Origin of the sequence: Polynucleobacter sp. MWH-CaK5 (assembly GCF_018687615.1) — a bacterium.
In the GTDB taxonomy this organism is placed as follows: Bacteria; Pseudomonadota; Gammaproteobacteria; order Burkholderiales; family Burkholderiaceae; genus Polynucleobacter.
Map to the genome: position 1 here is coordinate 479,996 of NZ_CP061299.1, position 23,118 is coordinate 503,113.

Below are 23,118 nucleotides of genomic sequence, written 5' to 3' on the forward strand. Positions count from 1 at the left end.
GCTCTTGATTTACTAGGCATCAGTGAAGTGCGCCGTAGATAGCTGCTGCAAGAAGTGCAGCAGTTCCCAATAGAGTGCTGATCACACTGCGCTTATTTTTAGGATTCTTCTTTCCAAAATCGTATTGAAATTTTTCTGAATCAATATTCCCCAAGGGGGCGCCGAATTGATCAAGACTTATTTCAACAGAGTCGATCATTTCTGCAGGACCACAAATCATGAACTGTGCAGACTTCACATTGATTTGATGGGTGTTCAGTATTTTTTCAAGTGTGGTTGCATCCAGGACGCCCGTTAGACCCTGCCAATCCTTGCTTGGCTCAGATACTAGTTGAACCACTTCCAGGTTCCTGAACGATTCAAGATGAATCATCTCTTTGAGATTGACTGCTTGCTCCGCCACTCGATTGCCGTAAATCAATAAGATTTTCTTAGCCAAGACTTTTGGGTCTTGATCGCGCTCTATCTGGCGCAAGACGCTGATCATGGGCGCTATGCCAACCCCACCTGCAATCATCACCAGTTGATCATGCTCAACTGAAAGGGCCTCTGCACCAAAATTGCCATAAGGGGCATCGATGAATATTTTCTGACCAACTTGAAGTTGGCTGATTTGGTGGGTGAAGTCACCCACATCTTTGATCAAGAAGCTGATCTCAGAAGAGTCTTGTCTTGAGTAAGATGAGATGGAAAATGGATTCTCGGGCATGGGTGAGCTGCTGCCAATTTTTAGCCAAGCAAATTGACCACCTTGATAGTTGATCTTCTTTTCTTTGGAATGCTTGATCACCAGTTCCCAAATTTTTAAAGAAACTTGCTTGATTGATGTGACCTCATGAGCATTTTTATTTTGCACAAGAGGTTTAACGATGTAAGTCCAAGCAAGGCTCACTAGAGCAAGCCCCAACATGAACTGCCAATAAGATTTCATCCAATCTTCTTGGGCGTACCTGCCAGCATCAATGGTATGAAAAAAGCCAACGCCAGCAATGATGATCGCCAAGATCACATGACTCAATCTCCAAGCCTCGTAGCTGAGATCAGAACTTTTTCTCATGATTGCTAGGCCTACAAGGCAAATCAATGCAAACAAACTCAACATCCCTGTTAAACCTGAGGTGAGGGTTAAGCCAAGAAAATCTTGATGAGATGAGCTTGTCATCCAGATTGGTTGACTCGGGAGCGTGTACATGAAGGGGTGAAGCAATAAAAATACCAAAGCAGTTCTGGCAAATAATTGATGCACTTGTAAGACCCAATCAACGCCTAAGATTCTTGATAGCGATTTCACTCGTCCAGAGAGCCAAAACTCAATCAGAACTATGTTGAAGCCAATCATGGCGAAGCTTGAGGAAAGTTCATCAAGCCACGGTCTATTTGGCAGGTTGAGCATCATGGAGATACCCAGAGGTATTAGAACAATACTTAGGTAAATCAGTAAGCTGATGCAGCTCAACACATTTATGGTCATATTCCCATTATGATTGCGTACGAAAGTTATTTCTAGCAAAAATGATAAATTTAGAAAAATAAGAATACCAATCACTTAATCAATCACACACTGGTCGCCATGAGAACATTTTTAGCCGCACCCCCTGTTTCAGCATTTGCCATGGTCATGGGTTTATCTGGCTTATCTTTGACTTGGTCAAAGTTTTCTCATGTGGTTCAAATTGAGTTCGCTCAGCATGTTTCTCTTGCTTTTGGTTTATTGGCCATTGGCGTATTTTTGGTGCTTGCGCTCGGCTTACTCCGCAAGCAATTGCAGACCCCTGAAAAATTAGTCGAAGAGTGGAACCATCCTGTTAAGTCTTCATTCTTTGGCGCTATTTCAGTGGGTGTTTGTTTGTTGGCGGCAGTGATTGTTCCTTATTCATTTGAAGTGGCTGAGATTGTTTGGCTTTTGGGTGCAGGCTTACATTTAATTGCTTTGTTGGCTGTTGTTAACGCCTGGGTTCACCGTGAAAGTTTGCAAGCGGCTCACGCATGCCCCGTTTGGTTTATTCCAGCAGTGGGTAATGTGGTGATTCCTTTGGCTGGTGTGAAGCTGGGCTATTTTGAAATCTCATGGTTCTTTTTTGGCGTTGGTCTGATCTTTTGGGTGGTTCTTTTATCGTTGGTGATGCACCGTTTGATGTTTGTTCAACCGCCGTTGCCTGATCGTTTAAAACCAACCATGGCCATCTTTTTGGCCCCGCCAACAGTTGCTTTCTCATCATGGCTTTTGTTGACTCAAAGAACAGTAGAGCAGGGCCTTGATCCTTTTGCGCATATCTTGATCGCGATTGGATTTTTCTTTGCTTTCTTTTTGATCACGCAATTTAAAAAGTTTGCAAAACTACCTTTCTTTATGTCTTGGTGGGCCTATTCATTCCCATCAGCATCATTCACTGTGGCGGCATTTAACTATGCCTTGTTTGTGCCTGCCGCCATATATCTTGCTTATATTGCTTTAGCTTTTACAACCGTTTTGATTGTGGGTCTGTTCATCAGAACTTTGATGGCGATACACATGAAAGATCCTCACTGGGTTGATTGATCTTTCCCATACTGTCATTGTTGAGAATCATTCTCATGTAAGATGATGTTTGCAGTTCACTCATTTCGCACAAGCCAGCCGTTAATTCTCCTTTAGCAAGCCAGTGCCTATTTTTATAGGAGGGCTTATGTGCAGTACGTTTCACGATATTCGTAAAAGCTTTGCTTCGTTAAGAGTTGAAAAGAAACATCGCCATCGAGAAATCGCATCATTTCTAAATATCACAGAGCTTGAGTTGGTAGATTCTCATGTTGGAGTCACTAAGCTGGAATCAATCAAGACATCTCCCCATTTGGCCAGAGCCATTCGTTTAAAGCCATTGTGGCCAAACATCATTCAAGACATACAAGGCTTTGGCGAAGTCATGAGTCTGACCAGAAACGCTCACGCAGTTCATGAAAACTTAGCGTTTTATAAGCACACCTCTTCAAGTGATGGTGTGGGCATGGTGCTCTCTGACGAGCTCGCAATTCGTTTGATGTTTGAGCGGTGGGAGTATGGCTATCTTTTTGAAGAATGTAAATCCAATGCTCTACAGCGAAGCATTCAATTCTTTAATGAATTTGGAGAATCAGTTCATAAGGTATTTCTTTTGCCACACAGTCATCACTGGTATTTCGATGATCTTGCTAAAAAATGGGCTGACTCAAATCAAGATCCTGGGGTCAATGTTCAAGAGAAATCAGAGCATGATCAGTATCTAAGTAAAGGTGCTTTGGCCGAGATGATTGAGGGGCGCTACGCCGATCAAAATGAGTTGATAGGGTTTGATGAGGCGCAATTCTTATTGAGCTCTGTGGTGCAAGCCAAGCTGCCATTGATCATCGTTGTGGGAAACGATGGGGTGGAGCAATCTCATGATGGGGTGTTGGATGAAGTTCGAGAGCACAAAGAATGGTTGCATTTAAGTAATCAGCAATTCAATTGTCATTTGAATTTAAAGCGGATACCTAAAATTTTCATCAATCATCAATCTAGTCCATGCTTGATTGAGATGCTAGATGACAGAGGTCTTCCTGCGGCTTTGATTTCTCTTTCTGCCAAAGCCACTCTGGCTGATATAGAGGCTTGGGAGGATGTTCTGGAGCAAGCCAAAGTAAAGGAAAGGGCAACGGAAATGAGTCTTTTGGAATAAATGAGCGTCTTTTGGGTAAAAGGAATAAAATACAAAGACTGATATGCGTATATCGGGGCCGACATGGTTTCGACGTGGATTGCAAAGCATTGAGGGCATACCGAGGACCCGTCATCTCGTAAAACAATGGGAATGCAACAACTGCAAACGACGAACGTTTCGCACTAGCCGCTTAATTGCGGTTGCCCCTGAACTGATTCTCTCTTGGGTCAGCTAACGCAAGTTAGATCAGGGTCATTTACAAGAGATAAGGTTACATAATGTCACGATGTGTAACTCGAAAATTTAGTGAATCGCTAGTTTGTAACGTGTTGGTCCGTGACAGGCTGGTTAAACTAAATGACACAACTAAGTATGTAGAACTCTATGTGGAGGATTTACGGACGCGGGTTCGATCCCCGCCGGCTCCACCAATTAAAAAGCCTCATTTTCGGATGAGGCTTTTTTCTTTTATGGGGATATTGTGTATTTAAATTGATCGCGATTGGTGTCACAATCAGCTCAATTCAACCCCATTTTTTCATGAAGTTAAAAATATTCATCGTCTCTTTATTTGTATTAACTCAAGCACCGTTGGTGGCTGCTCAGGCTAATGGCGGTTTGATTTTTGAGTGCGGTGCAGAGAGGCTGACCCAATTAAAAAGTCAACTGAAGACCTATCAACAAGAATTGGGTGTCGATCCATCTGTCTATGAGGTTCATGAGAGTGGTGCTCGTCTTCGTTTGAGTTTGAAAGCCCCATCTATTTATGGAACCTTGTATTTACGTTGGGATCCCAAATACAACATCACTGAAGAGCGCATTTCTTTGCCAGATGCAAAAGGATTGACAGAGATTGAGACCGTTTCCAAAAAAGAAATTCTTTTGGCTCTGATGCACCAGGGAAGAGAAACAGTCTTTGCTGGAAATGCTTGTCACATTGATGCCCTTAAAGAGCACGTCCAAATTAGACAAATGATTGTGGCTTGGTCTGAGCATCTTCATTGGAGTTTTCCGGATGGATCTTCTGCCCAATGGAATCAGCAGTATTGGGATCGGGGTAATTTAAAACCAGGAGTTTCGCTGGATAAGGCCATGAGAGATTTTTTCATTCAGCAGGACAAGTGCTCAATTGGATGTTACACAGCCACCAAGATTGTCATTATTCAGGGAATCTTAGATTATTTTCGAAGAGTTAAAAAAGATGATGCGATGGCCGATGCCATCATTAAAAGACTTAAATCAGATGATGATGTTTTAGTTGGCATTGAGCCTGGTGCTATGTGGTCTTTTCAAAAGCCGATCAGTCCAGAAGAGCAAAAGCGTTTAGGCAAGCTTTTAAAAATTCAAACTCGGGTGGCACCTATGAATTTTGTGCCTGGAGATTGGGTTTACTTTGTGAATAATGATCCTAAATCATCTGATGTGGATGGTTATGAGGGATCTAACTCTATTTATATGGGCAGAGCTTCGTTCGATGATTTTTACAATGACAACGAGCATCATTATTTGTACAACGAAAAAATTCAGAATATCTATAACTGGCGCAATGGTGTATTCAGTCGTTCGCGTCACTTTCAGCGCATGCAAACACTTTCAGCAGAGCAACTTCATCAGTTTGGATTGAGTCCAGAGGAGGGCGGTTTCTTAGTCAAGAACCGCGCCATCCCCTACTTCTTTGGATTTGAGGCTTTTTAGGCCATGGGCTGATTTAAGCGCCCAATCTCCAAAGAGAAGTTACTTCAGCCGCTCTGGCGCGATACAAAGGATCTTGAGTGTCTAGCGCTTTGATGTGAGTTGGTCTGACATCATTGCGACCCAATACTTTTAATCCTGCTGCTTCAATCCATGACAACAACTCTGCACGTGTTCTTAAGCCTAAGTGCTCTGCTAGATCTGACAAAATTAACCATCCTTCACCATCTGGTGTGAGGTGATCTTTTAAGCCAGCTAAAAATCCTTTGAGCATTTGACTGTCTGGATCGTAAACCGCATATTCAATCGGTGAGCTCGGTCTTGCTGGCACCCATGGAGGGTTACAAATAATCAAGGGAGCCTGGCCTTCAGGGAAAAGATTGGTTTGCATCAGTTTCACTTGCTTACCAATGCCCAAACCTTCGATGTTCTCTGTGGCACATTCAATCGCACGTTCATCTTGGTCTGTTGCCACAATCTTTTGAATGCCACGTTTGGCCAACACTGCTGCTAGAACGCCTGTTCCTGTACCAATATCAAAAGCCAATGATTGCTTATTGATAGATGCGGGGAAAGGCGCTTTTTCTAATAAGCCGATGTACTCTGAGCGAACTGGTGCAAATACCCCGTAATGAGGGTGGATGCGCCCATCACCTAAATCTTTAAGGGCATCGAGTGCCATACCGTTCTTGCGCCACTCCAATGAGCCAATGAATCCCAGTAAATCTCTTAAAGACATCACGTAGGGCTCCGTAACAGAACCATAGACTGCCAAGCAAGCTTGACTCACATCCGGAGCTCTTCTGAGTCCAATGGTGTGATCAGGTTCGACTTGTATCAAAAGCATGCCGAGTGTTCGGCTTCTTTGTGACTGAGTGAGTCGGTGCTTGTGAAAAATTTCTGACATCGGCACTGCGAGGGGGATCACGCCTTCTTGCTTGTTCTTTGAAGACTTTAGATTGCGGATACTCTTCTTGGAAGGCTTATCTGCGCGGCGAGTCATCGCTTGAAGTAATTGCTTGGCATTTTGAAAGTCACCTCGCCAAATAATGCCTGTGCCTTCACAAGCTACACGGTAGGCTTCATCAGCGGTGAGTGTGTCGTCAGCGATGATCAGCTTTTTAGGTGGCGGAGTACCTTTTTCAGAGCGCCAGCGACAGGTGTGTGTGGTTTCGCCCTCATCCCAACTGATGGGTGGGTGAGCAGTTTCGTGAGAGATGGTTTTATGCATAATGGTGTCCCATCAATATTTGCTTGGCCAAGATATCAATTCCTTTGGCAGATAAGTCTGCAGTGTTATAGCTTGTGGCTGTTTCGTAATTCACATAATTGGAATTCTGTGAGCGACGGTAGAGGGCATCATAGTGCTGTTCTAGTAATTCACTCACCAATGTGGGCCACTGACCCTCTTCGGCCAGTGATTTCCAGTGAGCTAAAGTTTCTTTACTGTGCAAGTCCTTGAGGTAATCAATGGTGCTGATTAAATGCTGGGGGTCTTGAACAAAGTAATCGTAGTCTGAAATCAAGAATTCAACCCTGGCTTCAATGCTTGCCTCAATCTTGATGCAAGGACTTTTGCGCATGGTTTCCAATAAAACATCGGGCACGTGTAGGCTGCCAATTTTTCGACTTTCAGCTTCGACAAAAACGATCTTGCTTGTGTCAAATTTCTCCAAAGATTGAATCAGTTTCGTCTCAAACATTTTTTGACTTGGCTGAGGGATGTTGGGGATGTTCCCGAGAACTGAGCCCTTGTGAATCGCCAGTTGCTCTAAATCTAAAACCTGCGCGCCCAATTGATTCAGTTTTTCTAGAACACGGCTCTTGGCGCTACCAGTTTGGCCAGTGATCACCATGAAGCTGAATTGCTGAGGCAGGGTGTTGAGTTTGGTGACCACTTCTTTGCGGTAAGACTTGTACCCGCCATCCAAGATTTGAGCATTCCAACCAATTTGTCGGAGGATGTGCGTCATCGAGCCACTGCGTTTGCCGCCACGCCAACAGTAAATCAGAGGATTCCAGTTTTTAGGTTTCTCTTTAAATTCAGTTTCAATATATGAAGCAATTGTTTTTGCAATCAATGCTGCACCAACTTTCTTAGCTTCAAAGGGTGATGCTTGTTTGTACATGGTTCCAACCACGATGCGCTCTTCATTCGATAACACTGGACAGTTGATGGCGCCAGGAATGTGATCTTCTGCATATTCCGCAGGCGTGCGCACATCGATGATTTCATCGAAGCTTGAGCGCTCAAGGATGTCGGCGGTTATGGAGGATTTCATGAGTGATAAAGCACATAAGACAATTGAATGGGCTCAATTTTCCCATGGTATTGAGTAACAGTCTTAAATTATTGATTTATTTATAAAACAAATAGTCTGAAGCCTGCGAATAAAAGGCATAGACCAATGATTTGCATGATGGACCAGCGTCTCATCAATAAGAGATAAAGCGAGATTACCGTGATGCCAATGGAGAGTAGAGCAGGGGTTTGTGCAAAACCTTGAGGCCAATACACATGAATCATGAAGAAGCTACCCAGATGAAGAATCATGCCAACAACTGCTGCCGTGATGAATTTCAAGATTTGATTGAGCTTGTTATATTGTTTACTTGCCTCTACCAAAGGGGCGCCTAGCAAAATGAACATGAACGATGGCAAGAAAGTGAACCACGTTGCCACGATTGCTCCGAGAGCGCCTGCCCAAAATAGATTTTCAATGCCTAGCAACTCTTGTTTGAAGGAGCCCAAGAATCCTATGAATGCCACAATCATGATCAATGGACCAGGGGTGATTTCACCCAAAGCCAAGCCATCCAGAATTTGTGTTGATGTGAGCCATTGAAATTGTTCAACACTTGCTTGATGAACATAAGGTAACACGGCGTAAGCGCCACCAAAGGTCAAGAAGGCTGCTTTGGTAAAGAACCATGACATTTGGGTGTAGGTGTTGCTCCAGCCAAAGAGGCTGATCAGTAATGCAAAAGGTATTAACCAGAGAAGTAGGCCGAATAAACCAATTTTAAAAAATGCTGGATGACTTGGGTTGATTTGAGTGGCTTCAGAAACTTCGGTGGAGGTCTCTGGTCTTACTTTGTGATGAATGTATCCAGCCAAACTGGCACCAAGTATGACCAATGGGAAGGGAATGTTAAATACAAGTAAAGCTATAAAAGTAATCAAACAAACAGTTGTTAATGAAACGTTTGTGAGAGTTTTCTTGCCCATCTTGTAGGCGGCAAAAAAGATGATGGCGATCACGGCTGGTTTGATGGTGTCAAATAGAGTGATGAGCCATGCTTGCTGACCATAAATCAAATAGACCCAAGACAAGCCAATGAATAGAAGCAAAGAGGGCAGGATGAATAAAACGCCAGCGATGATTCCGCCCCAAGTGCGATGCATCACCCAGCCTAAGTAAGTAGCTAATTGCTGAGCCTCAGGGCCGGGCAAGAGCATGCAATAGTTCAAGGCATGAAGAAAATTATCTTCAGAAATCCATTTCTTTCTCTCGACCAATTCTTGATGCATGGTGGCAACTTGACCAGCGGGTCCGCCAAAACTGATGAAGCCAAGTTTGAGCCAAAACCAAAAGGCTTCTTTTAAGCTGGGAGTTGAAATAGAAATAGCGTGATTATTTGATGATTTGTTTTGAGTTGATTGAGATGGGTTCATGCTCAATCAACTGGCCAATAAGATGGCGCTTAATTCTGATGGGTGGTGGATGATGTGATCGGCACCCCATTCACTGAAGTGCTCATCACATCCACAATAGCCGTAAGCTGCAGCCACTGTTTTCATGCCGGCTGCTTTACCGGCTTCAATGTCTCTGAGGTCATCGCCCACATAAATGCAATTCAGTGGGTTCACCGAACAAATTTCTGCTGCTTTAAGAATCGGGGCAGGGTGTGGTTTTGCAAATGGGGTGGTGTCTCCACCGATGATGGCTTGACTACGTTTAGCTAAATTCATCAAATTCAGTAACGGGTGAGTCAAGCGCTCAGACTTGTTGGTCACAATGCCCCAGGTGATGGCGTGATTCTCAAGATCATCCAACACGTCTGACACCCCATCAAATAACTTGGTGTGTACGCAAATATCTTTTTCGTAGTTTGCTAAAAACTCAAGCCGAAGTTCTTCAAATTCTGGATGATCTTTATCGTATCCAAAAGCGCCAAAAATTAAGCCCCGAGCTCCTGCAGATGCGCGTGGGCGCAAAACTTCGTAAGGTAGGGGGTCTAAATTTCTTTTGATGCGCAGCAGATTGGCTGCTGCAACTAAGTCAGGTGCCGTATCAGCCAAGGTTCCATCTAAATCAAAAAAGACCCCTTCATACAGAGGCTTCTTAATTACATTTGATGGAGATGCTGAATTCGACATTAATTACTTTTCGTTGTTGCGATCATGTAATTAACATCAGTATCACGACCCAATGAATAAACTTCTGTGAATGGGTTGTAGGTCATGCCCATCAATTCAGTCATTTCTAAGTTGGCTTGACGCACAAACTGACTGAGTTCTGAAGGCTTGATGAATTTCTTGTAATCGTGAGTACCTTTAGGTAACAAGCGAAGGACATATTCAGCGCCAATGATGGCGAATAAATAAGACTTTGGATTGCGATTCAAAGTGCTGAAGAAAACATGCCCACCAGGCTTCACCAGAGTTGAGCAAGCTTGAATAATGCTCATTGGATCTGGTACGTGCTCAAGCATTTCCATGCATGTCACTACGTCATATTGGCCAGCTTCTCTTTGCGCCAAATCTTCGGCGCTGATCAATTCATAGTCAACCGCAACAGAGGTTTCTAGGCTGTGGAGTTCTGCGACCTGCAAAGCTTTTTTAGATAGATCGATGCCCTTGGTCTTTGCACCCATTTTGGCCATCGATTCGGCCAAAATGCCGCCGCCACAACCAACATCTAGAACTTTCTTGCCTTCTAGGGGAATGTGTTGATTGATCCAATCTAAGCGAAGAGGGTTGATGGCGTGCAAGGGCTTGAATTCGCTGGTAGGGTCCCACCAGCGATGAGCTAAAGCACTGAATTTATCTATTTCGGTTTGGTCTGCGTTCATGGCTCTATTCTAATCAAGTGACTAGAAGTTTGTTGAAAGCTTTGGTCAGCAGACTCTATGGACCGATGTGAAGAAAATGTGGACGTAAAAAAACCCGGCAGAACCGGGTTTTTAAGTAAAACTAAACTAAATTAGTTCTTACGTGTACCGATGGCTTCGATTTGAACGCGACGGTTCTTAGCGCGACCTTCTTTTGTCTTGTTATCAGCAACTGGCTGTGACTCGCCTTTGCCTTCAACGTAGATACGCTTAGCTTCAATACCTTTGCTTACCAAGTATTTCTTAACTGCTTCAGCGCGACGGATAGACAACTTCTGGTTGTATGCATCTGTACCGATTGAGTCTGTGTGACCAACAGCAACGATCACTTCAAGAGTCAAGCTCTTTACTTTGCCAGCCAAGCTGTCCAAGCTTGCTTTAGCAGCAGGCTTAAGTACTGATTTATCAAAATCAAACAATGCGTCAGCGTTCAAAGTAACCTTAGCGGCTGCTTTTGGAGCAGCTTTAGCAGCAATTGCGCCATCGCAACCTGGAGCAGCAGTCGCTGGAGTCCAGTTAGCATTGCGCCAGCAAAGTTCATTTGTACCGTTTTTCCAAACGATGCCTGTGCTGTTTACCCAGTTATCAACTGATTTTTGAGCAAAAGCGCTTGAGCTGATAGCGATACCAGCGATTGCAAGTAGTTGTAGTAGTTTTTTCATTTTTATTCCTCAAATTATCTGTGTGGAGGCCGATCCAAATTGGATACCCAGCATTTTAGCACTATAAATCATATAAATAACAGTCTGTGAGTGATAAAATCGCCTGATGGAAATTACACAAAATAACGCCGCTAAAGAGACACTCCCAATATCACTAGAAGACGAGATGCGTCGGTCCTATTTGGACTATGCCATGAGCGTCATTGTGGGCCGAGCTTTGCCCGATGTGAGGGATGGGTTAAAGCCTGTTCACCGTCGTGTTTTGTTCGCGATGCATGAGTTAAATAACGACTGGAACAGGGCTTACAAGAAGTCTGCTCGTATCGTCGGTGACGTGATCGGTAAGTACCACCCACACGGTGACTCAGCTGTTTACGACACCATTGTTCGAATGGCGCAGGACTTCTCCTTGCGTTACATGCTGGTGGATGGTCAGGGTAACTTCGGTTCTGTGGACGGCGATAACGCTGCGGCGATGCGTTACACGGAAATCCGTTTGGCGAAGATAGCCCATCAGCTATTAGACGATTTAGATAAAGAAACTGTTGATTTCGGACCGAACTATGACGGTAGCGAAAAAGAGCCATTAATTCTTCCAGCAAAAATACCTAATTTATTGATCAACGGATCATCAGGTATTGCTGTGGGTATGGCCACCAACATTCCTCCGCACAACTTAGATGAAGTTGTGTCTGCTTGTTTGCATTTACTCAATCATCCAGAGTGCACGATTGATGATTTGATGGAAATCATTCCAGCTCCTGATTTCCCAACAGCTGGAATCATCTACGGTATCCAAGGTGTTAAAGATGGTTACCGAACTGGTCGTGGTCGCGTGGTGATGCGTGCCAAGACTCACTTTGAAGACATGGAGCGCGGTTCACGTCAGGCGATCATCGTTGACGAATTACCGTACCAAGTTAATAAGAAGACTTTGCTTGAGCGCATCGCTGAACTCATTACTGAGAAAAAGGTTGAGGGTATTTCAGATATTCGTGATGAATCTGATAAATCCGGTATGCGCGTTGTGATTGAGCTAAAGCGCGGTGAAGTGCCTGAAGTTGTTCTAAACAACTTATATAAATACACGCAGTTGCAAGATACATTCGGTATGAACATGGTGGCTTTGGTGGATAACCAGCCACGCTTGTTGAACTTGAAGCAAATGTTAGATTGCTTCTTGTCACACCGCAGAGAAGTGGTGACTCGTCGAACTGTTTTCGAACTTCGCAAAGCGCGTGAACGTGGTCACGTTCTCGAAGGTTTGGCTGTTGCTCTTGCCAATATTGATGAATTCATCAAAATCATCAAGGCAGCACCAACTCCTCCTGAAGCTAAACGTGAATTGCTATTGAAGTCTTGGGACTCTGAAGTTGTGCGTGAGATGTTGGCGCGTGCAGAAAAAGACGCGCCTGGTGGCCGTAATTCATTCCGTCCTGAAGATTTGGATCCAGCTGCTGGTATGCAGGCTGATGGTTTGTATCGTTTATCAGAAGGTCAGGCTCAAGAGATTCTACAAATGCGCTTACAGCGCTTAACAGGTCTTGAGCAAGACAAGATTGTTGGCGAGTACAAAGAAGTGATGCTTGAGATTGCTAATTTATTAGACATCTTGGCTAAGCCAGAACGCATCACAGTGATCATCACTGAAGAACTCCAAGCGGTTCAAGCTGAGTTTGGTCAAGCGGGTAATGACACAGGTCGTCGTTCACGCATTGAGATGAATGCGACTGAGTTGTTCACAGAAGATTTGATCACTCCACAAGATTTGGTTGTTACTTTGTCACATGGCGGCTATATGAAGAGCCAGCCTTTGTCTGAATACCGTGCGCAAAAACGCGGTGGTCGTGGCAAGCAAGCGGCTGCAACCAAAGACGAAGACTGGATTGATACCTTGTTCGTTGCCAATACCCATGACACGATTTTGTGTTTCTCAGACCGCGGCCGTATGTACTGGTTGAAGGTGTGGGAAGTTCCACAAGGTGGTCGTGCATCACGCGGTAAACCAATTGTGAACATCTTCCCATTGGTTGAAGGTGAAAAAATCACAGTGATTCTTCCAATCAAAGCCTACGAAGATGACAAGTACGTGTTCATGTCAACTCGCAAAGGCGTGGTGAAGAAATCACGTTTATCAGATTTCTCTAATCCACGTAAGGCCGGCATCATTGCTGTTGACTTGGATGAAGGCGATCATTTGGTAGGTGCTGCGATCACAGACGGTCGTCACGATGTGATGTTGTTCTCTGATGCTGGTAAGGCGGTTCGTTTTGATGAGAACGATGTACGACCAATGGGTCGTACAGCTCGTGGTGTTCGCGGTATGAATTTGGATGCTTCACATGAAGTGATCGCCATGTTGGTGGCGCCTGCTGAAGTTGAAGGCCAAACAAATGCTGTTGATGAGAATGGTGCTCCATTACCAGGCAGCGTGCTAACTGCAACTGCTAACGGTTACGGTAAGCGCACACCAATCGCAGAGTACACCCGTCATGGTCGCGGTACAAAGGGCATGATTGCAATCCAAACCAGTGAGCGCAACGGTAAAGTTGTTGCAGCTGTTTTGGTGTCAGAACAAGATCAAATCATGTTGATCACAACGGGTGGTGTGTTGGTTCGCACGCGCGTTGCTGAGATTCGTGAAATGGGTCGTGCAACACAAGGTGTGACTTTGATCAACGTTGATGAGGGTACCCAGTTGTCAGGTTTACAGCGCATTGCTGAAAGCGATGATGACGAAGGTGACGATGAATCAGCCGATGAAACAGTGGATGGTGTAGCGACTCAAGAAGATGAGGGCGGGGAGCCGGACAATGTTTGATCGCCGCGTTTTTAACTTCGCACCAGGGCCAGCAACGCTTCCTGAAGAAGTTTTAAAACAGGCCGCTGATGAAATGCTCAACTGGAATGGTTTGGGCATGGGTGTGATGGAAGTCAGTCATCGTGGCAAGCCGTTCATGGCTTGTTACGAAGAGACTTTGTCAGACCTTCGTGAGTTGATGAATATCCCTGATAACTACGCTGTGCTGTTTTTGCAAGGCGGTGCTATCGGTGAGAACGCAGCGATTCCAATGAACTTGATGCCTTTGGCGAAAAATGATCCCAAGGCAGATTTCATTGTGACTGGTATCTGGACAGAAAAATCTGTCAAAGAAGCCGCTAAATATGGTCAAGCCCATGTGGCTGCATCAAGTGCAGACAATGGCTTTACCTCTATCCCAGACCAAGCAACTTGGCAGTTATCAGACGATGCTGCTTACGTACACATTTGTTCTAACGAAACTGTGGGTGGTGTTGAGTTTCAACATGTTCCTAAAGTGAATAAGCCTTTGGTCGCTGATGTCTCTAGCAATATTTTGTCGAGAGTTTTCGATATCAACGATTTTGGTGTTTTGTTTGGCGGCGCGCAAAAAAATATTGGCCCAGCTGGATTGAGCATCGTGATTGTGCGCAAAGATTTATTGGGTCATGCAATGCCTATCACGCCAATGGTGTGGGATTGGGCGAAGCAGGCTGAAAACGATTCAATGCTGAATACGCCACCAACTTATAGTATTTATTTGGCTGGTTTGGTGTTCAAATGGTTAAAGCGCCAGGGTGGTGTTGCAGCCATGGAAAAGCAAAATATTGCTAAATCAAATTTGCTTTACGGTGCGATTGATTCAAGCAGTTTGTTCACCTCAAAAGTGGATGCAAACTGTCGCTCACGCATGAACGTTACTTTTTATCTAAAAGATGAGAAGTTAAATGACGCTTTTGTAGAAGGTGCTGCTAAGCAAGGTTTGATGAATATCAAAGGTCACAAGAGTGTTGGCGGAATGCGCGCCAGTATTTATAACGCTATGCCAATGGCTGGTGTGCAAGCATTGGTTGAGTACATGAAGGAGTTTGAACGTGGCTGCTGATGATAAAGATTTAGCTCCTTTGCGCGCTCGGATTGATTCTATAGACCAGCAGCTTTTAGAGTTGCTGGCGGCTCGTGCCGAAGCTGCTCAAGCAGTTGGCAAAATCAAGCATGATGTGAATGCCCCAGTTTTTCGTCCAGAACGTGAGCGTCAAGTCATTGATGGTTTGATTGCAAAAAATAAAAGTCCTTTAGCGGCTGATGGCATCACTTATATTTGGCGAGAAATCATGTCCGCATGCCGAGCCTTGGAAGCCCCAGTTCGCGTTGCTTATTTAGGGCCTGCTGGTACGTTTTCAGAGCAAGCTGCGTTCGCTCAGTTTGGACAGTCGATCAGCAAAGTTCCTTGCTCAAGCATCGATGAGGTGTTTCGTGCAGTGGATGCTGGCGCAGCTGATTTCGGTGTTGCGCCCGTTGAGAATTCATCCGAGGGCGCCATTTCAAGAACATTGGATTTGTTACTAGACACTGATTTAAAGATCACTGGTGAAGTGGCTTTGGCCATCAAACATCATTTATTGACCAAATCAGGAAATTTGGATGGTGTGACACGTGTGATGGCTCACCCTCAAGCTTTGGCACAGTGCCAGCGTTGGTTATCAAGCAATGCCCCTAAATTAGATCGTCAAGCGATGAGCAGTAATGGGGAGGCAGCCAAGCTAGCAGCTCAAGATCCAACGGTTGCTGCCATTGCTGGTGATTCAGCTCAGCAACAGTATGGCTTGCAAGCAGTGCAAAGTCAGATTCAGGATGACCCACATAACCGCACACGTTTTGTGATTGTGAGCCACGGCTCATGTCAGCCATCAGGTAAAGACCAGACTTCAGTCATTCTTTCCGTTAACAATAAACCTGGTGCTGTGCATCAGTTATTGGCACCTATGGCAAAGCATGGCGTTTCAATGAATCGCCTTGAGTCACGTCCAGCGAGACGCGGCACTTGGGAGTATTTCTTCTACATCGATATGGATGGTCATGCCAATGACCCAAAGGTTGCTGCAGCATTGTCTGAGTTACAGGCTGAAGCAGCGTTTTTCAAGAACCTAGGGTCTTACCCACGCAGTCATTAATTAAGAGAGATTGATCATGGCCAACGACGTTGGACAAAGCGCCGAGCAATTGATTGGGCTTAAGCACGTAAGAGACATTGCTCCTTATGTTGGTGGTAAACCCATCAGTGAAGTTGCTCGTGAATTTGGTCTTGATGAAAACAAGATTGTTAAGTTAGCTTCTAATGAAAATCCTTTGGGTATGCCAGAGTCAGCAAAGAAGGCGATGGCAAAAGCGGCTGAAGATTTAGGTCGTTATCCAGATTCCAATGGCTTTGAATTAAAAAATGCCTTGGCAACAAAACTAAGTGTGCCTGTTGAGTGGATCACTCTGGGCAATGGCAGTAATGACATCTTGGAGTTAACTGCCAGAGCCGTTGCGCAAGAAGGCGATGAAGTTGTTTTCTCAAAGCATGCCTTTGCGGTATACCCATTAGCTACTCAAGCGGTTGGTGCAAAAGCGATTGAAGTTGCAGCAACAGCTGATTTTGGCCATGACTTGCCGGCAATGTTAAAAGCCATCACCGCTAAAACTCGCTTGGTGTTTGTGGCCAACCCAAACAATCCTACTGGAACATTTTTAAAAGCTTCTGAGATTGAAGCTTTTTTACAAAAAGTGCCAGAGCATGTGGTGGTCGTGATTGATGAGGCTTACAACGAATTTTTAACGCCAGAACAGCAATACGATGCGATTGCTTGGGTCAGAAAATATCCGAATGTGATTGTTTCAAGAAGTTTTTCAAAGGCCTATGGATTGGCTGGTCTGAGAATTGGCTATGGCATTGCACAAAACAACATCACTGATTTATTGAATCGAATTCGTCAGCCCTTCAACGTCAACAGCTTGGCTCAGGCGGCTGCGATTGCGGCATTGGCTGACAGCGCATTTTTAAAGAAATGCTATGACCTGAATTGTGCCGGTTATGCGCAGCTGACCAAGGCATTTGATTCAATGGGCTTGTCCTATATTCCATCATCAGGCAATTTTGTTTTGGTGAAAGTGGGCGATGAGCCTAATGCTGGTGCTAAAGTTAATTTAGAGCTTTTAAAAGCGGGTGTGATTGTGCGTCCTGTGGGTAATTACGGTTTGCCTCAATGGTTGCGCATTTCTATTGGATTGCCTGAGGAGAATCAGGTATTCATCGAAGCGCTCAAGAAAATACTTGGGCGATGACCATGACTCAAAATACTTCAGTAGTAAAACCTTTAACTCTAGGCATTGTTGGAGTTGGTTTGATTGGTGCTTCAATTGGTTTGGCACACAAACAAGCCAAAACCTTTGATAAGGTTTTAGGTGTTGGTCGTTCTGAAGCAAATTTGAATGAGGCCATCAAGCTTGGAGCAATTGATCAAGCAGTGAGTCTTGAACAGTGCGCGAAAGAAGCGGACGTGATCGTGGTGTGCGTGCCTGTTGCGCAAACCTTCAGCATCCTTCATGCGATCGAGCCTCATCTCAAACAAAATGCATTGATCACTGATGCTGGTAGCACCAAGACCGATGTGATCATGGCAGCTAAAACTGCTTTGGGTGACAAGGTGGCGCAATTTATTCCAGCTCATCCAATCGCGGGTGGAGCGCAACATGGTGCGAGTGCTGCCAAAACAGATTTGTATCAAGGTAAAGAAGTGATCATTTGCCCATTGCAAGAAAATGCACCAGGTGCAGTGGATGCAATTAATGAGTTTTGGTTAGGGACTGGTGCTAGTACGCACCGCATGTCTTCTTTGCAGCATGACGCTGTCTTTGCAGCCATTTCTCATTTGCCCCATGTTTTATCTTTTGCCTTGATGTTGCAGGTGGCTAATTCAGAAGATGCGAATGTCAAATTAGGTCATGCTGGTGCTGGTTTTAGAGATTTCACAAGAATTGCGGCTTCAAGCCCTGAAATGTGGCGCGACATCAGTTTGGCCAATAAGAAGGCATTATTAAAAGAGCTGGATCAGTATCTCAATCTGACCAAGCAATTAAGAGATTTGATTGCCAAGGAAGACAGCGATGCTTTATTGAAAGCTTTTACGCGCGCCAGTGCTGAACGCCAAAAGTGGGAAGGTCGTTGATGAGTTCTGGTGTGATTGAATTTGTTGAATTAGGTCCATACATCAAGGCTGAAGGAACGGTGGCTTTACCTGGTTCAAAAAGTATTTCTAATCGAGTCTTACTTTTGTCAGCTCTGGCATCTGGAACAACTCGCTTAAAAGGATTATTGGACGCTGATGACACGCAAGTGATGCGTGCCGCATTGAAAACCTTAGGTATCAAGATTGATGAGACCGATGGTGATTGCGTGGTTCAAGGTTGCTCAGGCCGCTTGCCAAATCAAGAAGCAGATTTATTCATGGGTAATGCGGGTACTGCGATTCGACCTTTGACCGCTGCTTTGGCTATTCTGGGCGGTGACTACCGTTTACATGGCGTGCCGCGCATGCATGAAAGACCGATTGGTGATTTGGTCGATGGTTTGCGAATGGTGGGTGCTCAAGTTGCTTATGAGCAACAAGAAGGGTATCCCCCACTGAAGATCTCTAAAGGAACGATACGTACCAATGAATTAATCAAAGTCCGTGGTGATGTTTCTAGCCAGTTCTTAACAGCCTTGTTGATGTCCTTGCCACTCGTTGCTAAAAATGAAATTTGTATCGAGGTGATGGGTGAGTTGATCTCAAAACCTTACATTGATATCACCTTGAAGTTGATGAATCGATTTGGCGTTGATGTGCGTAATGACAATTGGCAGAAATTCTATATTCCAGCCAATGATGGTCAACCGTACTCCAGCCCAGGCACGCTGTATGTTGAAGGAGATGCTTCTTCAGCATCTTATTTCTTGGCGGCTGGTGCCATTGCACAGGGTCCTGTCAGAGTCACTGGTGTTGGTAGAAACAGTATTCAAGGCGATGTGGCTTTTGCTGAGGCGCTCAATCAAATGGGTGCCAATGTGATGGCGGGTGATGACTGGATTGAGGTCAGAGGAGTCGATACACCCAGTGGAAAGTTGCAAGGCATTGAGCTCAATTGTTTGGCAATACCTGATGCGGCGATGACTTTGGCTGTGGCAGCTTTGTTTGCTGAAGGATCGACCAAGCTAACAGGTATTGCAAGCTGGAAAGTCAAAGAGACTGATCGCATTGCTGCGATGGCCAATGAGTTACGAAAAGTTGGGGCAATTGTTGATGCTGGTGATGATTACATTCAAATCATTCCGCCAAAAAACTGGCAGTCTCCAGCTCAAGGCATTGATACCTATGATGACCATCGCATGGCGATGTGTTTTTCTTTGGCTACTCTCGGGCCTTTGCGAATCAGGATCAATGATCCTGCTTGCGTGGCAAAAACATTCCCAGAGTATTTCAAAGAATTTTCTCAAATTGCACAATCAATTTAATTGAATCAATCATGAAAACCGAACATGACTTTGAATGCGACGTCATCGTTATTGGTGCAGGAGTGATTGGTCTGGCGGTCGCCAGAAAACTTCAAATGGAAGGTCGTGAGGTCATTCTTTTAGAAAGGAATGATGCTTTTGGCATGGAAACCAGCTCCAGAAATTCTGAGGTGATCCATGCAGGTATTTATTACCCGGCAGGTTCTTTGAAGGCACTTCATTGTGTGCAAGGCAAACAAATGTTGTATGCCTATGCGAAAGAAAGATCAATTCCTCATCAACAAATTGGCAAGTTGATTGTGGCCAGTCGTGAAGAAGAGTTGGCCAAGCTAGATGGTTATATTAAGGCGGCCCAAGTGAATGGTGTGCATGACTTGCGTCATGTCAGTAAGGCTGAGTTAAATGAGTTAGAGCCAGAGGTTCATGCTCATGGCGCTGTGTTATCTCCAAGCACTGGCATCATCGACAGTCATGCTTTGATGCTTTCACTGTTAGGTGATTTTGAAAATGCTGGTGGAAATTTTATTGTTAATTCACCGGTTGATTCTGGACGCGCTGTATCGAACGGCATTCAAATTCAATTGGGTGACGCTGATCAAAGTTTGATATTGGCTAAAACCGTCATCAATGCTGCTGGTTTATATGCCTGTGATGTTGCACGCTCAATCGAAGGGATTCGAGAGTCGGCAATTCCTAAACCTTACTATGCGATTGGCCATTACTTCACGATGAGTGGCAAGAGTCCATTCAAGCATTTGATTTATCCAGTGGCCGGTCATGGGTACCTGGGTGTTCATGTCACTTTAGATATGGGCGGCCAAGTTCGATTTGGACCTGACATTGAGTGGATTGATTCAGTGGACTACGCCTTTGATGATTCTCGTCGCCAACGTTTCATCGATGCAGTCGCTCGCTATTACCCAGCAGTACTTAATAAAGAAGTGAACCCTTCGTATACCGGAATTCGTCCAAAAATCAGCGGGCCCCAAGATCCATCGGCTGACTTTTTGATACAAACTGAGCAAGAACATGGTGTTCCAGGATTGATTAATTTGCTTGGTATGGAATCCCCAGGTCTCACTTCTTGCCTATCAATCGCTGATTTTGTGGCTAAATTGCAGCATTGATCATTTCACATTAAGAAATATTTATACTCATTAAAAGCCTTCCCCCAGGCTTAAAAACCTAAAAATCATCAAAAATGACCCAAAACACCAATACATTAATCCCCGTGATCGCAATCGATGGACCAACTGCCTCTGGTAAGGGAACGGTTGCTCAATTAGTGGCTGAGCACTTGGGATATCACTATTTGGACAGTGGGGCGCTCTATCGTTTGGTTGGTTTGGCCAGCTTCAAGGTGGGTGTTTCAACAGCCTCTGAGCCTGATTTAATCCCCATTGCTGAAAATTTAAATGTTAATTTTCAAGGAGATAGAGTGTTTCTTGCCGGTGAGGATGTCACGGATCAAATACGCCAGGAAGAGATGGGTAAGCGTGCTTCCGAGGTTGCTGTTCATACCGGCGTCAGAAATGCGTTGATCTCAAGGCAGCGAGCTTTTAGGCAAAAACCAGGGTTGGTGGCGGATGGTAGAGACATGGCGAGCGTCATTTTTACGGATGCGGCCACCAAAGTCTTTTTAACTGCCAGCGCTGAGGCGAGGGCTGATAGACGCTATAAACAATTGATAGCTAAGGGCTTTTCTGCTAATATTCAGGTCCTTTTGCAGGATTTACGTGAACGGGATGCGCGCGATGCAAATCGCAGCAATTCGCCACTAAAGGCTGTTGAAGGGGCTCATCACCTCGACACCACGTCAATGACGATCGAAGAGGCGGTGAATCAAGTTCTGAAGTGGCATCAAGCTTCTTAAAAAGCTCGAGGTCACCAAGGAAAACAAGGAGCCAGTCCTTGCCACGCGAGTACTGGTATGTGCAATCTAACCCGTCGAGTCTTTTGACGGCTTTATAGTGAAAACTCATGTCTGAATCTTTTGCAGCTCTATTTGAAGAATCCCTAGCCCGCTCTAATATGAAGGCTGGTCAAGTTATTTCCGCTGAAGTTGTGCGTATTGATCACAACTTTGTGGTGGTAAATGCCGGTTTGAAATCTGAAGCTTTTATCTCTGTTGAGGAATTCCTTAACGATCAAGGTGAAGTTGAAGTTCAACCAGGCGATTTTGTTTCTGTAGCGATTGACGCTTTAGAAAACGGTTACGGCGACACAGTGTTGTCACGTGACAAAGCGAAGCGTTTAGCTTCTTGGTTGAACCTAGAGAAGGCCTTGGAACAAGGCGAACTCGTTACTGGCGCTGTAACAGGCAAAGTAAAAGGTGGTTTGACTGTGATGGTGAACGGTATTCGTGCCTTCTTGCCAGGTTCTTTGTTGGATACACGTCCTATCAAGGACACGTCTCCATACGAAGGCAAAACAATGGAATTCAAAGTTATTAAGCTTGATCGCAAGCGTAATAACGTGGTGTTATCTCGTCGCGCAGTGGTTGAAGCTAGCCAAGGTGAAGAGCGCGCTAAGTTGCTTCAAAATCTTAAAGAAGGTACTGTTGTTCAAGGTATCGTTAAGAACATCACTGACTACGGCGCGTTCGTGGATCTTGGTGGTGTTGACGGCTTGTTACACATCACTGACTTGGCATGGCGTCGTGTTCGTCACCCGAGCGAGATGTTGACTGTTGGTCAAGAAGTAACAGCAAAAATTCTTAAGTACGATCAAGATAAAAACCGTGTGTCATTGGGCATCAAGCAATTAGGCGATGATCCATGGGTAGGTATCGCACGTCGTTACCCACCAAACACACGTTTGTTCGGTAAGGTAACTAACTTGACTGACTACGGTTCATTCGTTGAGATTGAAACTGGTATCGAAGGTTTGGTACACGTTTCTGAAATGGATTGGACAAATAAGAACGTTGCGCCAAGCAAAGTTGTTCAGTTGGGCGTTGAAGTTGAAGTGATGGTTCTTGATATTGATGAAGACAAGCGCCGTATCAGCTTGGGTATGAAGCAATGCAAACCAAATCCATGGGATGAATTTGCTCGTGCACACCAAAAAGGTGAGAAGTTAACTGGCGCGATCAAGTCAATCACTGACTTTGGCGTGTTCATTGGCTTGCCAGGTGGTATCGATGGTCTAGTTCACTTATCAGATTTGTCATGGCAAGAGACTGGCGAAGAAGCTGTTCGCAAGTACAAAAAAGGTGACGAAGTTGAGACAGTTGTTTTGGCTATCGACGTTGAGAAAGAGCGCATCTCATTGGGCATCAAACAGATGTCAGGTGACCCATTCAACAACTACACATCTACTAGCGACAAAGGCAGCATCGTTGACGGTACTGTGAAGAGTGTTGATGCTAAAGGTGCTGTGATTTTGTTGGCTGATGAAGTTGAAGGCTATTTGCGCGCTTCAGAAATCTCAACAGATCGCGTTGAAGATGCCCGTAACTTGCTAAAAGAAGGTGACGCTGTGAATGCAATGATCATCAATATTGACCGTAAGTCACGCAGTATCAATTTATCTATCAAAGCTAAAGACAGCGCTGATCAGCAACAAGCCATGAGCAAGTTGCAGAGCGACGGTAATGCAGGTACCACGAACCTTGGTGCATTGCTAAAAGCTAAGATGGACAATCAGGGTAGCTAA

19 protein-coding genes and 1 other RNA gene are annotated in these 23,118 nt (G+C 44.8%); 13 read left to right on the plus strand and 7 right to left on the minus strand.

The annotated features are described in order from the left end of the window. Positions 1–19: 19 nt before the first annotated feature. Complete coding sequence (locus GQ367_RS02495) at positions 20–1,396, minus strand: ferric reductase-like transmembrane domain-containing protein (RefSeq protein WP_215291193.1); 1,377 nt, start codon at positions 1,394–1,396, stop codon at positions 20–22. 174 nt (positions 1,397–1,570) lie between these two features. Here GQ367_RS02495 and GQ367_RS02500 point away from each other — a divergent pair, with 174 nt between their 5' ends. From GQ367_RS02500 to GQ367_RS02515, 4 genes are all read left to right on the plus strand, one after another. Continuing rightward, positions 1,571–2,539, plus strand: coding sequence for an SLAC1 anion channel family protein (locus GQ367_RS02500; RefSeq protein ID WP_215291195.1), 969 nt, complete (start codon positions 1,571–1,573; stop codon positions 2,537–2,539). Positions 2,540–2,666: 127 nt separating this feature from the next. Next, positions 2,667–3,674: a ChuX/HutX family heme-like substrate-binding protein gene (locus GQ367_RS02505; RefSeq protein ID WP_215291197.1), complete on the plus strand. Its 1,008-nt coding sequence runs from the start codon at positions 2,667–2,669 to the stop codon at positions 3,672–3,674. 54 nt (positions 3,675–3,728) lie between these two features. Beyond that, positions 3,729–4,087: a transfer-messenger RNA gene (ssrA, locus tag GQ367_RS02510) on the plus strand. 109 nt (positions 4,088–4,196) lie between these two features. After that, complete coding sequence (locus GQ367_RS02515; RefSeq protein WP_215291199.1) at positions 4,197–5,351, plus strand: hypothetical protein; 1,155 nt, start codon at positions 4,197–4,199, stop codon at positions 5,349–5,351. A gap of 13 nt (positions 5,352–5,364) precedes the next feature. Here GQ367_RS02515 and GQ367_RS02520 read toward each other — a convergent pair whose 3' ends face one another. The 6 genes from GQ367_RS02520 to ompA form a co-directional block, all read right to left on the minus strand. Further along, positions 5,365–6,579 carry a class I SAM-dependent methyltransferase gene (locus tag GQ367_RS02520; protein ID WP_215291201.1) on the minus strand — a complete coding sequence of 405 codons (1,215 nt, stop codon included), beginning with the start codon at positions 6,577–6,579 and terminating at the stop codon, positions 5,365–5,367. Beyond that, entirely contained in the window at positions 6,572–7,630 is a 1,059-nt protein-coding gene (gene mnmH / locus GQ367_RS02525; RefSeq protein ID WP_215291203.1) for a tRNA 2-selenouridine(34) synthase MnmH, read from the minus strand. Before mnmH ends, GQ367_RS02520 begins: the two co-directional genes overlap by 8 nt. 80 nt (positions 7,631–7,710) lie before the next feature. Continuing rightward, the gene (chrA, locus tag GQ367_RS02530; RefSeq protein WP_215291205.1) at positions 7,711–9,024 is read right to left on the minus strand and encodes a chromate efflux transporter; all 1,314 of its coding nucleotides are present in this window, start codon (positions 9,022–9,024) and stop codon (positions 7,711–7,713) included. 6 nt (positions 9,025–9,030) lie between these two features. After that, on the minus strand, positions 9,031–9,729 hold the full coding sequence (locus GQ367_RS02535; RefSeq protein ID WP_215291207.1) for an HAD family hydrolase: 699 nt from the start codon (positions 9,727–9,729) through the stop codon (positions 9,031–9,033). Further along, complete coding sequence (gene ubiG / locus GQ367_RS02540; protein ID WP_215291209.1) at positions 9,729–10,424, minus strand: bifunctional 2-polyprenyl-6-hydroxyphenol methylase/3-demethylubiquinol 3-O-methyltransferase UbiG; 696 nt, start codon at positions 10,422–10,424, stop codon at positions 9,729–9,731. Before ubiG ends, GQ367_RS02535 begins: the two co-directional genes overlap by 1 nt. Before the next feature lie 131 nt (positions 10,425–10,555). Continuing rightward, positions 10,556–11,125, minus strand: a complete 570-nt coding sequence (ompA, locus tag GQ367_RS02545) for an outer membrane protein OmpA (protein ID WP_215291211.1) — start codon at positions 11,123–11,125, stop codon at positions 10,556–10,558. Positions 11,126–11,231: 106 nt separating this feature from the next. Between ompA and gyrA the strand changes: the two genes are divergently transcribed. From gyrA to rpsA, 9 genes are all read left to right on the plus strand, one after another. Next, positions 11,232–13,946 (plus strand): DNA gyrase subunit A, encoded by a 2,715-nt coding sequence (gyrA, locus tag GQ367_RS02550; protein WP_215291213.1) that lies wholly within the window; start codon positions 11,232–11,234, stop codon positions 13,944–13,946. After that, positions 13,939–15,030, plus strand: a complete 1,092-nt coding sequence (gene serC / locus GQ367_RS02555) for a 3-phosphoserine/phosphohydroxythreonine transaminase (RefSeq protein ID WP_215291215.1) — start codon at positions 13,939–13,941, stop codon at positions 15,028–15,030. The genes gyrA and serC overlap by 8 nt, the downstream gene beginning before the upstream one ends. Next, entirely contained in the window at positions 15,020–16,099 is a 1,080-nt protein-coding gene (gene pheA, locus GQ367_RS02560; protein WP_215291217.1) for a prephenate dehydratase, read from the plus strand. Before serC ends, pheA begins: the two co-directional genes overlap by 11 nt. A gap of 16 nt (positions 16,100–16,115) precedes the next feature. Continuing rightward, on the plus strand, positions 16,116–17,252 hold the full coding sequence (hisC, locus tag GQ367_RS02565; RefSeq protein WP_215291219.1) for a histidinol-phosphate transaminase: 1,137 nt from the start codon (positions 16,116–16,118) through the stop codon (positions 17,250–17,252). Between the two features lie 2 nt (positions 17,253–17,254). After that, a complete protein-coding gene (locus GQ367_RS02570) occupies positions 17,255–18,136 on the plus strand; it encodes a prephenate dehydrogenase/arogenate dehydrogenase family protein (RefSeq protein ID WP_251370193.1) in 882 nt (293 codons plus the stop codon). 14 nt (positions 18,137–18,150) lie between these two features. Then, on the plus strand, positions 18,151–19,461 hold the full coding sequence (gene aroA, locus GQ367_RS02575; RefSeq protein ID WP_215291858.1) for a 3-phosphoshikimate 1-carboxyvinyltransferase: 1,311 nt from the start codon (positions 18,151–18,153) through the stop codon (positions 19,459–19,461). A gap of 11 nt (positions 19,462–19,472) precedes the next feature. Beyond that, positions 19,473–20,588, plus strand: a complete 1,116-nt coding sequence (locus tag GQ367_RS02580) for an NAD(P)/FAD-dependent oxidoreductase (RefSeq protein WP_215291223.1) — start codon at positions 19,473–19,475, stop codon at positions 20,586–20,588. Positions 20,589–20,662: 74 nt separating this feature from the next. Next, positions 20,663–21,334, plus strand: a complete 672-nt coding sequence (cmk, locus tag GQ367_RS02585) for a (d)CMP kinase (RefSeq protein WP_215291224.1) — start codon at positions 20,663–20,665, stop codon at positions 21,332–21,334. Between the two features lie 107 nt (positions 21,335–21,441). After that, positions 21,442–23,118 carry a 30S ribosomal protein S1 gene (gene rpsA, locus GQ367_RS02590; RefSeq protein WP_215291226.1) on the plus strand — a complete coding sequence of 559 codons (1,677 nt, stop codon included), beginning with the start codon at positions 21,442–21,444 and terminating at the stop codon, positions 23,116–23,118.

What these genes read in the sequence shown, in the direction of transcription:
- GQ367_RS02495 (WP_215291193.1), bottom strand. Translation starts at nt 1,396, where the DNA reads ATGATGCTCAACCTGCCAAATAGACCGTGGCTTGATGAACTTTCCTCA.
- GQ367_RS02500 (WP_215291195.1), top strand. Translation starts at nt 1,571, where the DNA reads ATGAGAACATTTTTAGCCGCACCCCCTGTTTCAGCATTTGCCATGGTC.
- GQ367_RS02505 (WP_215291197.1), top strand. Translation starts at nt 2,667, where the DNA reads ATGTGCAGTACGTTTCACGATATTCGTAAAAGCTTTGCTTCGTTAAGA.
- GQ367_RS02515 (WP_215291199.1), top strand. Translation starts at nt 4,197, where the DNA reads ATGAAGTTAAAAATATTCATCGTCTCTTTATTTGTATTAACTCAAGCA.
- GQ367_RS02520 (WP_215291201.1), bottom strand. Translation starts at nt 6,579, where the DNA reads ATGCATAAAACCATCTCTCACGAAACTGCTCACCCACCCATCAGTTGG.
- mnmH (WP_215291203.1), bottom strand. Translation starts at nt 7,630, where the DNA reads ATGAAATCCTCCATAACCGCCGACATCCTTGAGCGCTCAAGCTTCGAT.
- chrA (WP_215291205.1), bottom strand. Translation starts at nt 9,024, where the DNA reads ATGAACCCATCTCAATCAACTCAAAACAAATCATCAAATAATCACGCT.
- GQ367_RS02535 (WP_215291207.1), bottom strand. Translation starts at nt 9,729, where the DNA reads ATGTCGAATTCAGCATCTCCATCAAATGTAATTAAGAAGCCTCTGTAT.
- ubiG (WP_215291209.1), bottom strand. Translation starts at nt 10,424, where the DNA reads ATGAACGCAGACCAAACCGAAATAGATAAATTCAGTGCTTTAGCTCAT.
- ompA (WP_215291211.1), bottom strand. Translation starts at nt 11,125, where the DNA reads ATGAAAAAACTACTACAACTACTTGCAATCGCTGGTATCGCTATCAGC.
- gyrA (WP_215291213.1), top strand. Translation starts at nt 11,232, where the DNA reads ATGGAAATTACACAAAATAACGCCGCTAAAGAGACACTCCCAATATCA.
- serC (WP_215291215.1), top strand. Translation starts at nt 13,939, where the DNA reads ATGTTTGATCGCCGCGTTTTTAACTTCGCACCAGGGCCAGCAACGCTT.
- hisC (WP_215291219.1), top strand. Translation starts at nt 16,116, where the DNA reads ATGGCCAACGACGTTGGACAAAGCGCCGAGCAATTGATTGGGCTTAAG.
- GQ367_RS02570 (WP_251370193.1), top strand. Translation starts at nt 17,255, where the DNA reads ATGACTCAAAATACTTCAGTAGTAAAACCTTTAACTCTAGGCATTGTT.
- GQ367_RS02580 (WP_215291223.1), top strand. Translation starts at nt 19,473, where the DNA reads ATGAAAACCGAACATGACTTTGAATGCGACGTCATCGTTATTGGTGCA.
- cmk (WP_215291224.1), top strand. Translation starts at nt 20,663, where the DNA reads ATGACCCAAAACACCAATACATTAATCCCCGTGATCGCAATCGATGGA.
- rpsA (WP_215291226.1), top strand. Translation starts at nt 21,442, where the DNA reads ATGTCTGAATCTTTTGCAGCTCTATTTGAAGAATCCCTAGCCCGCTCT.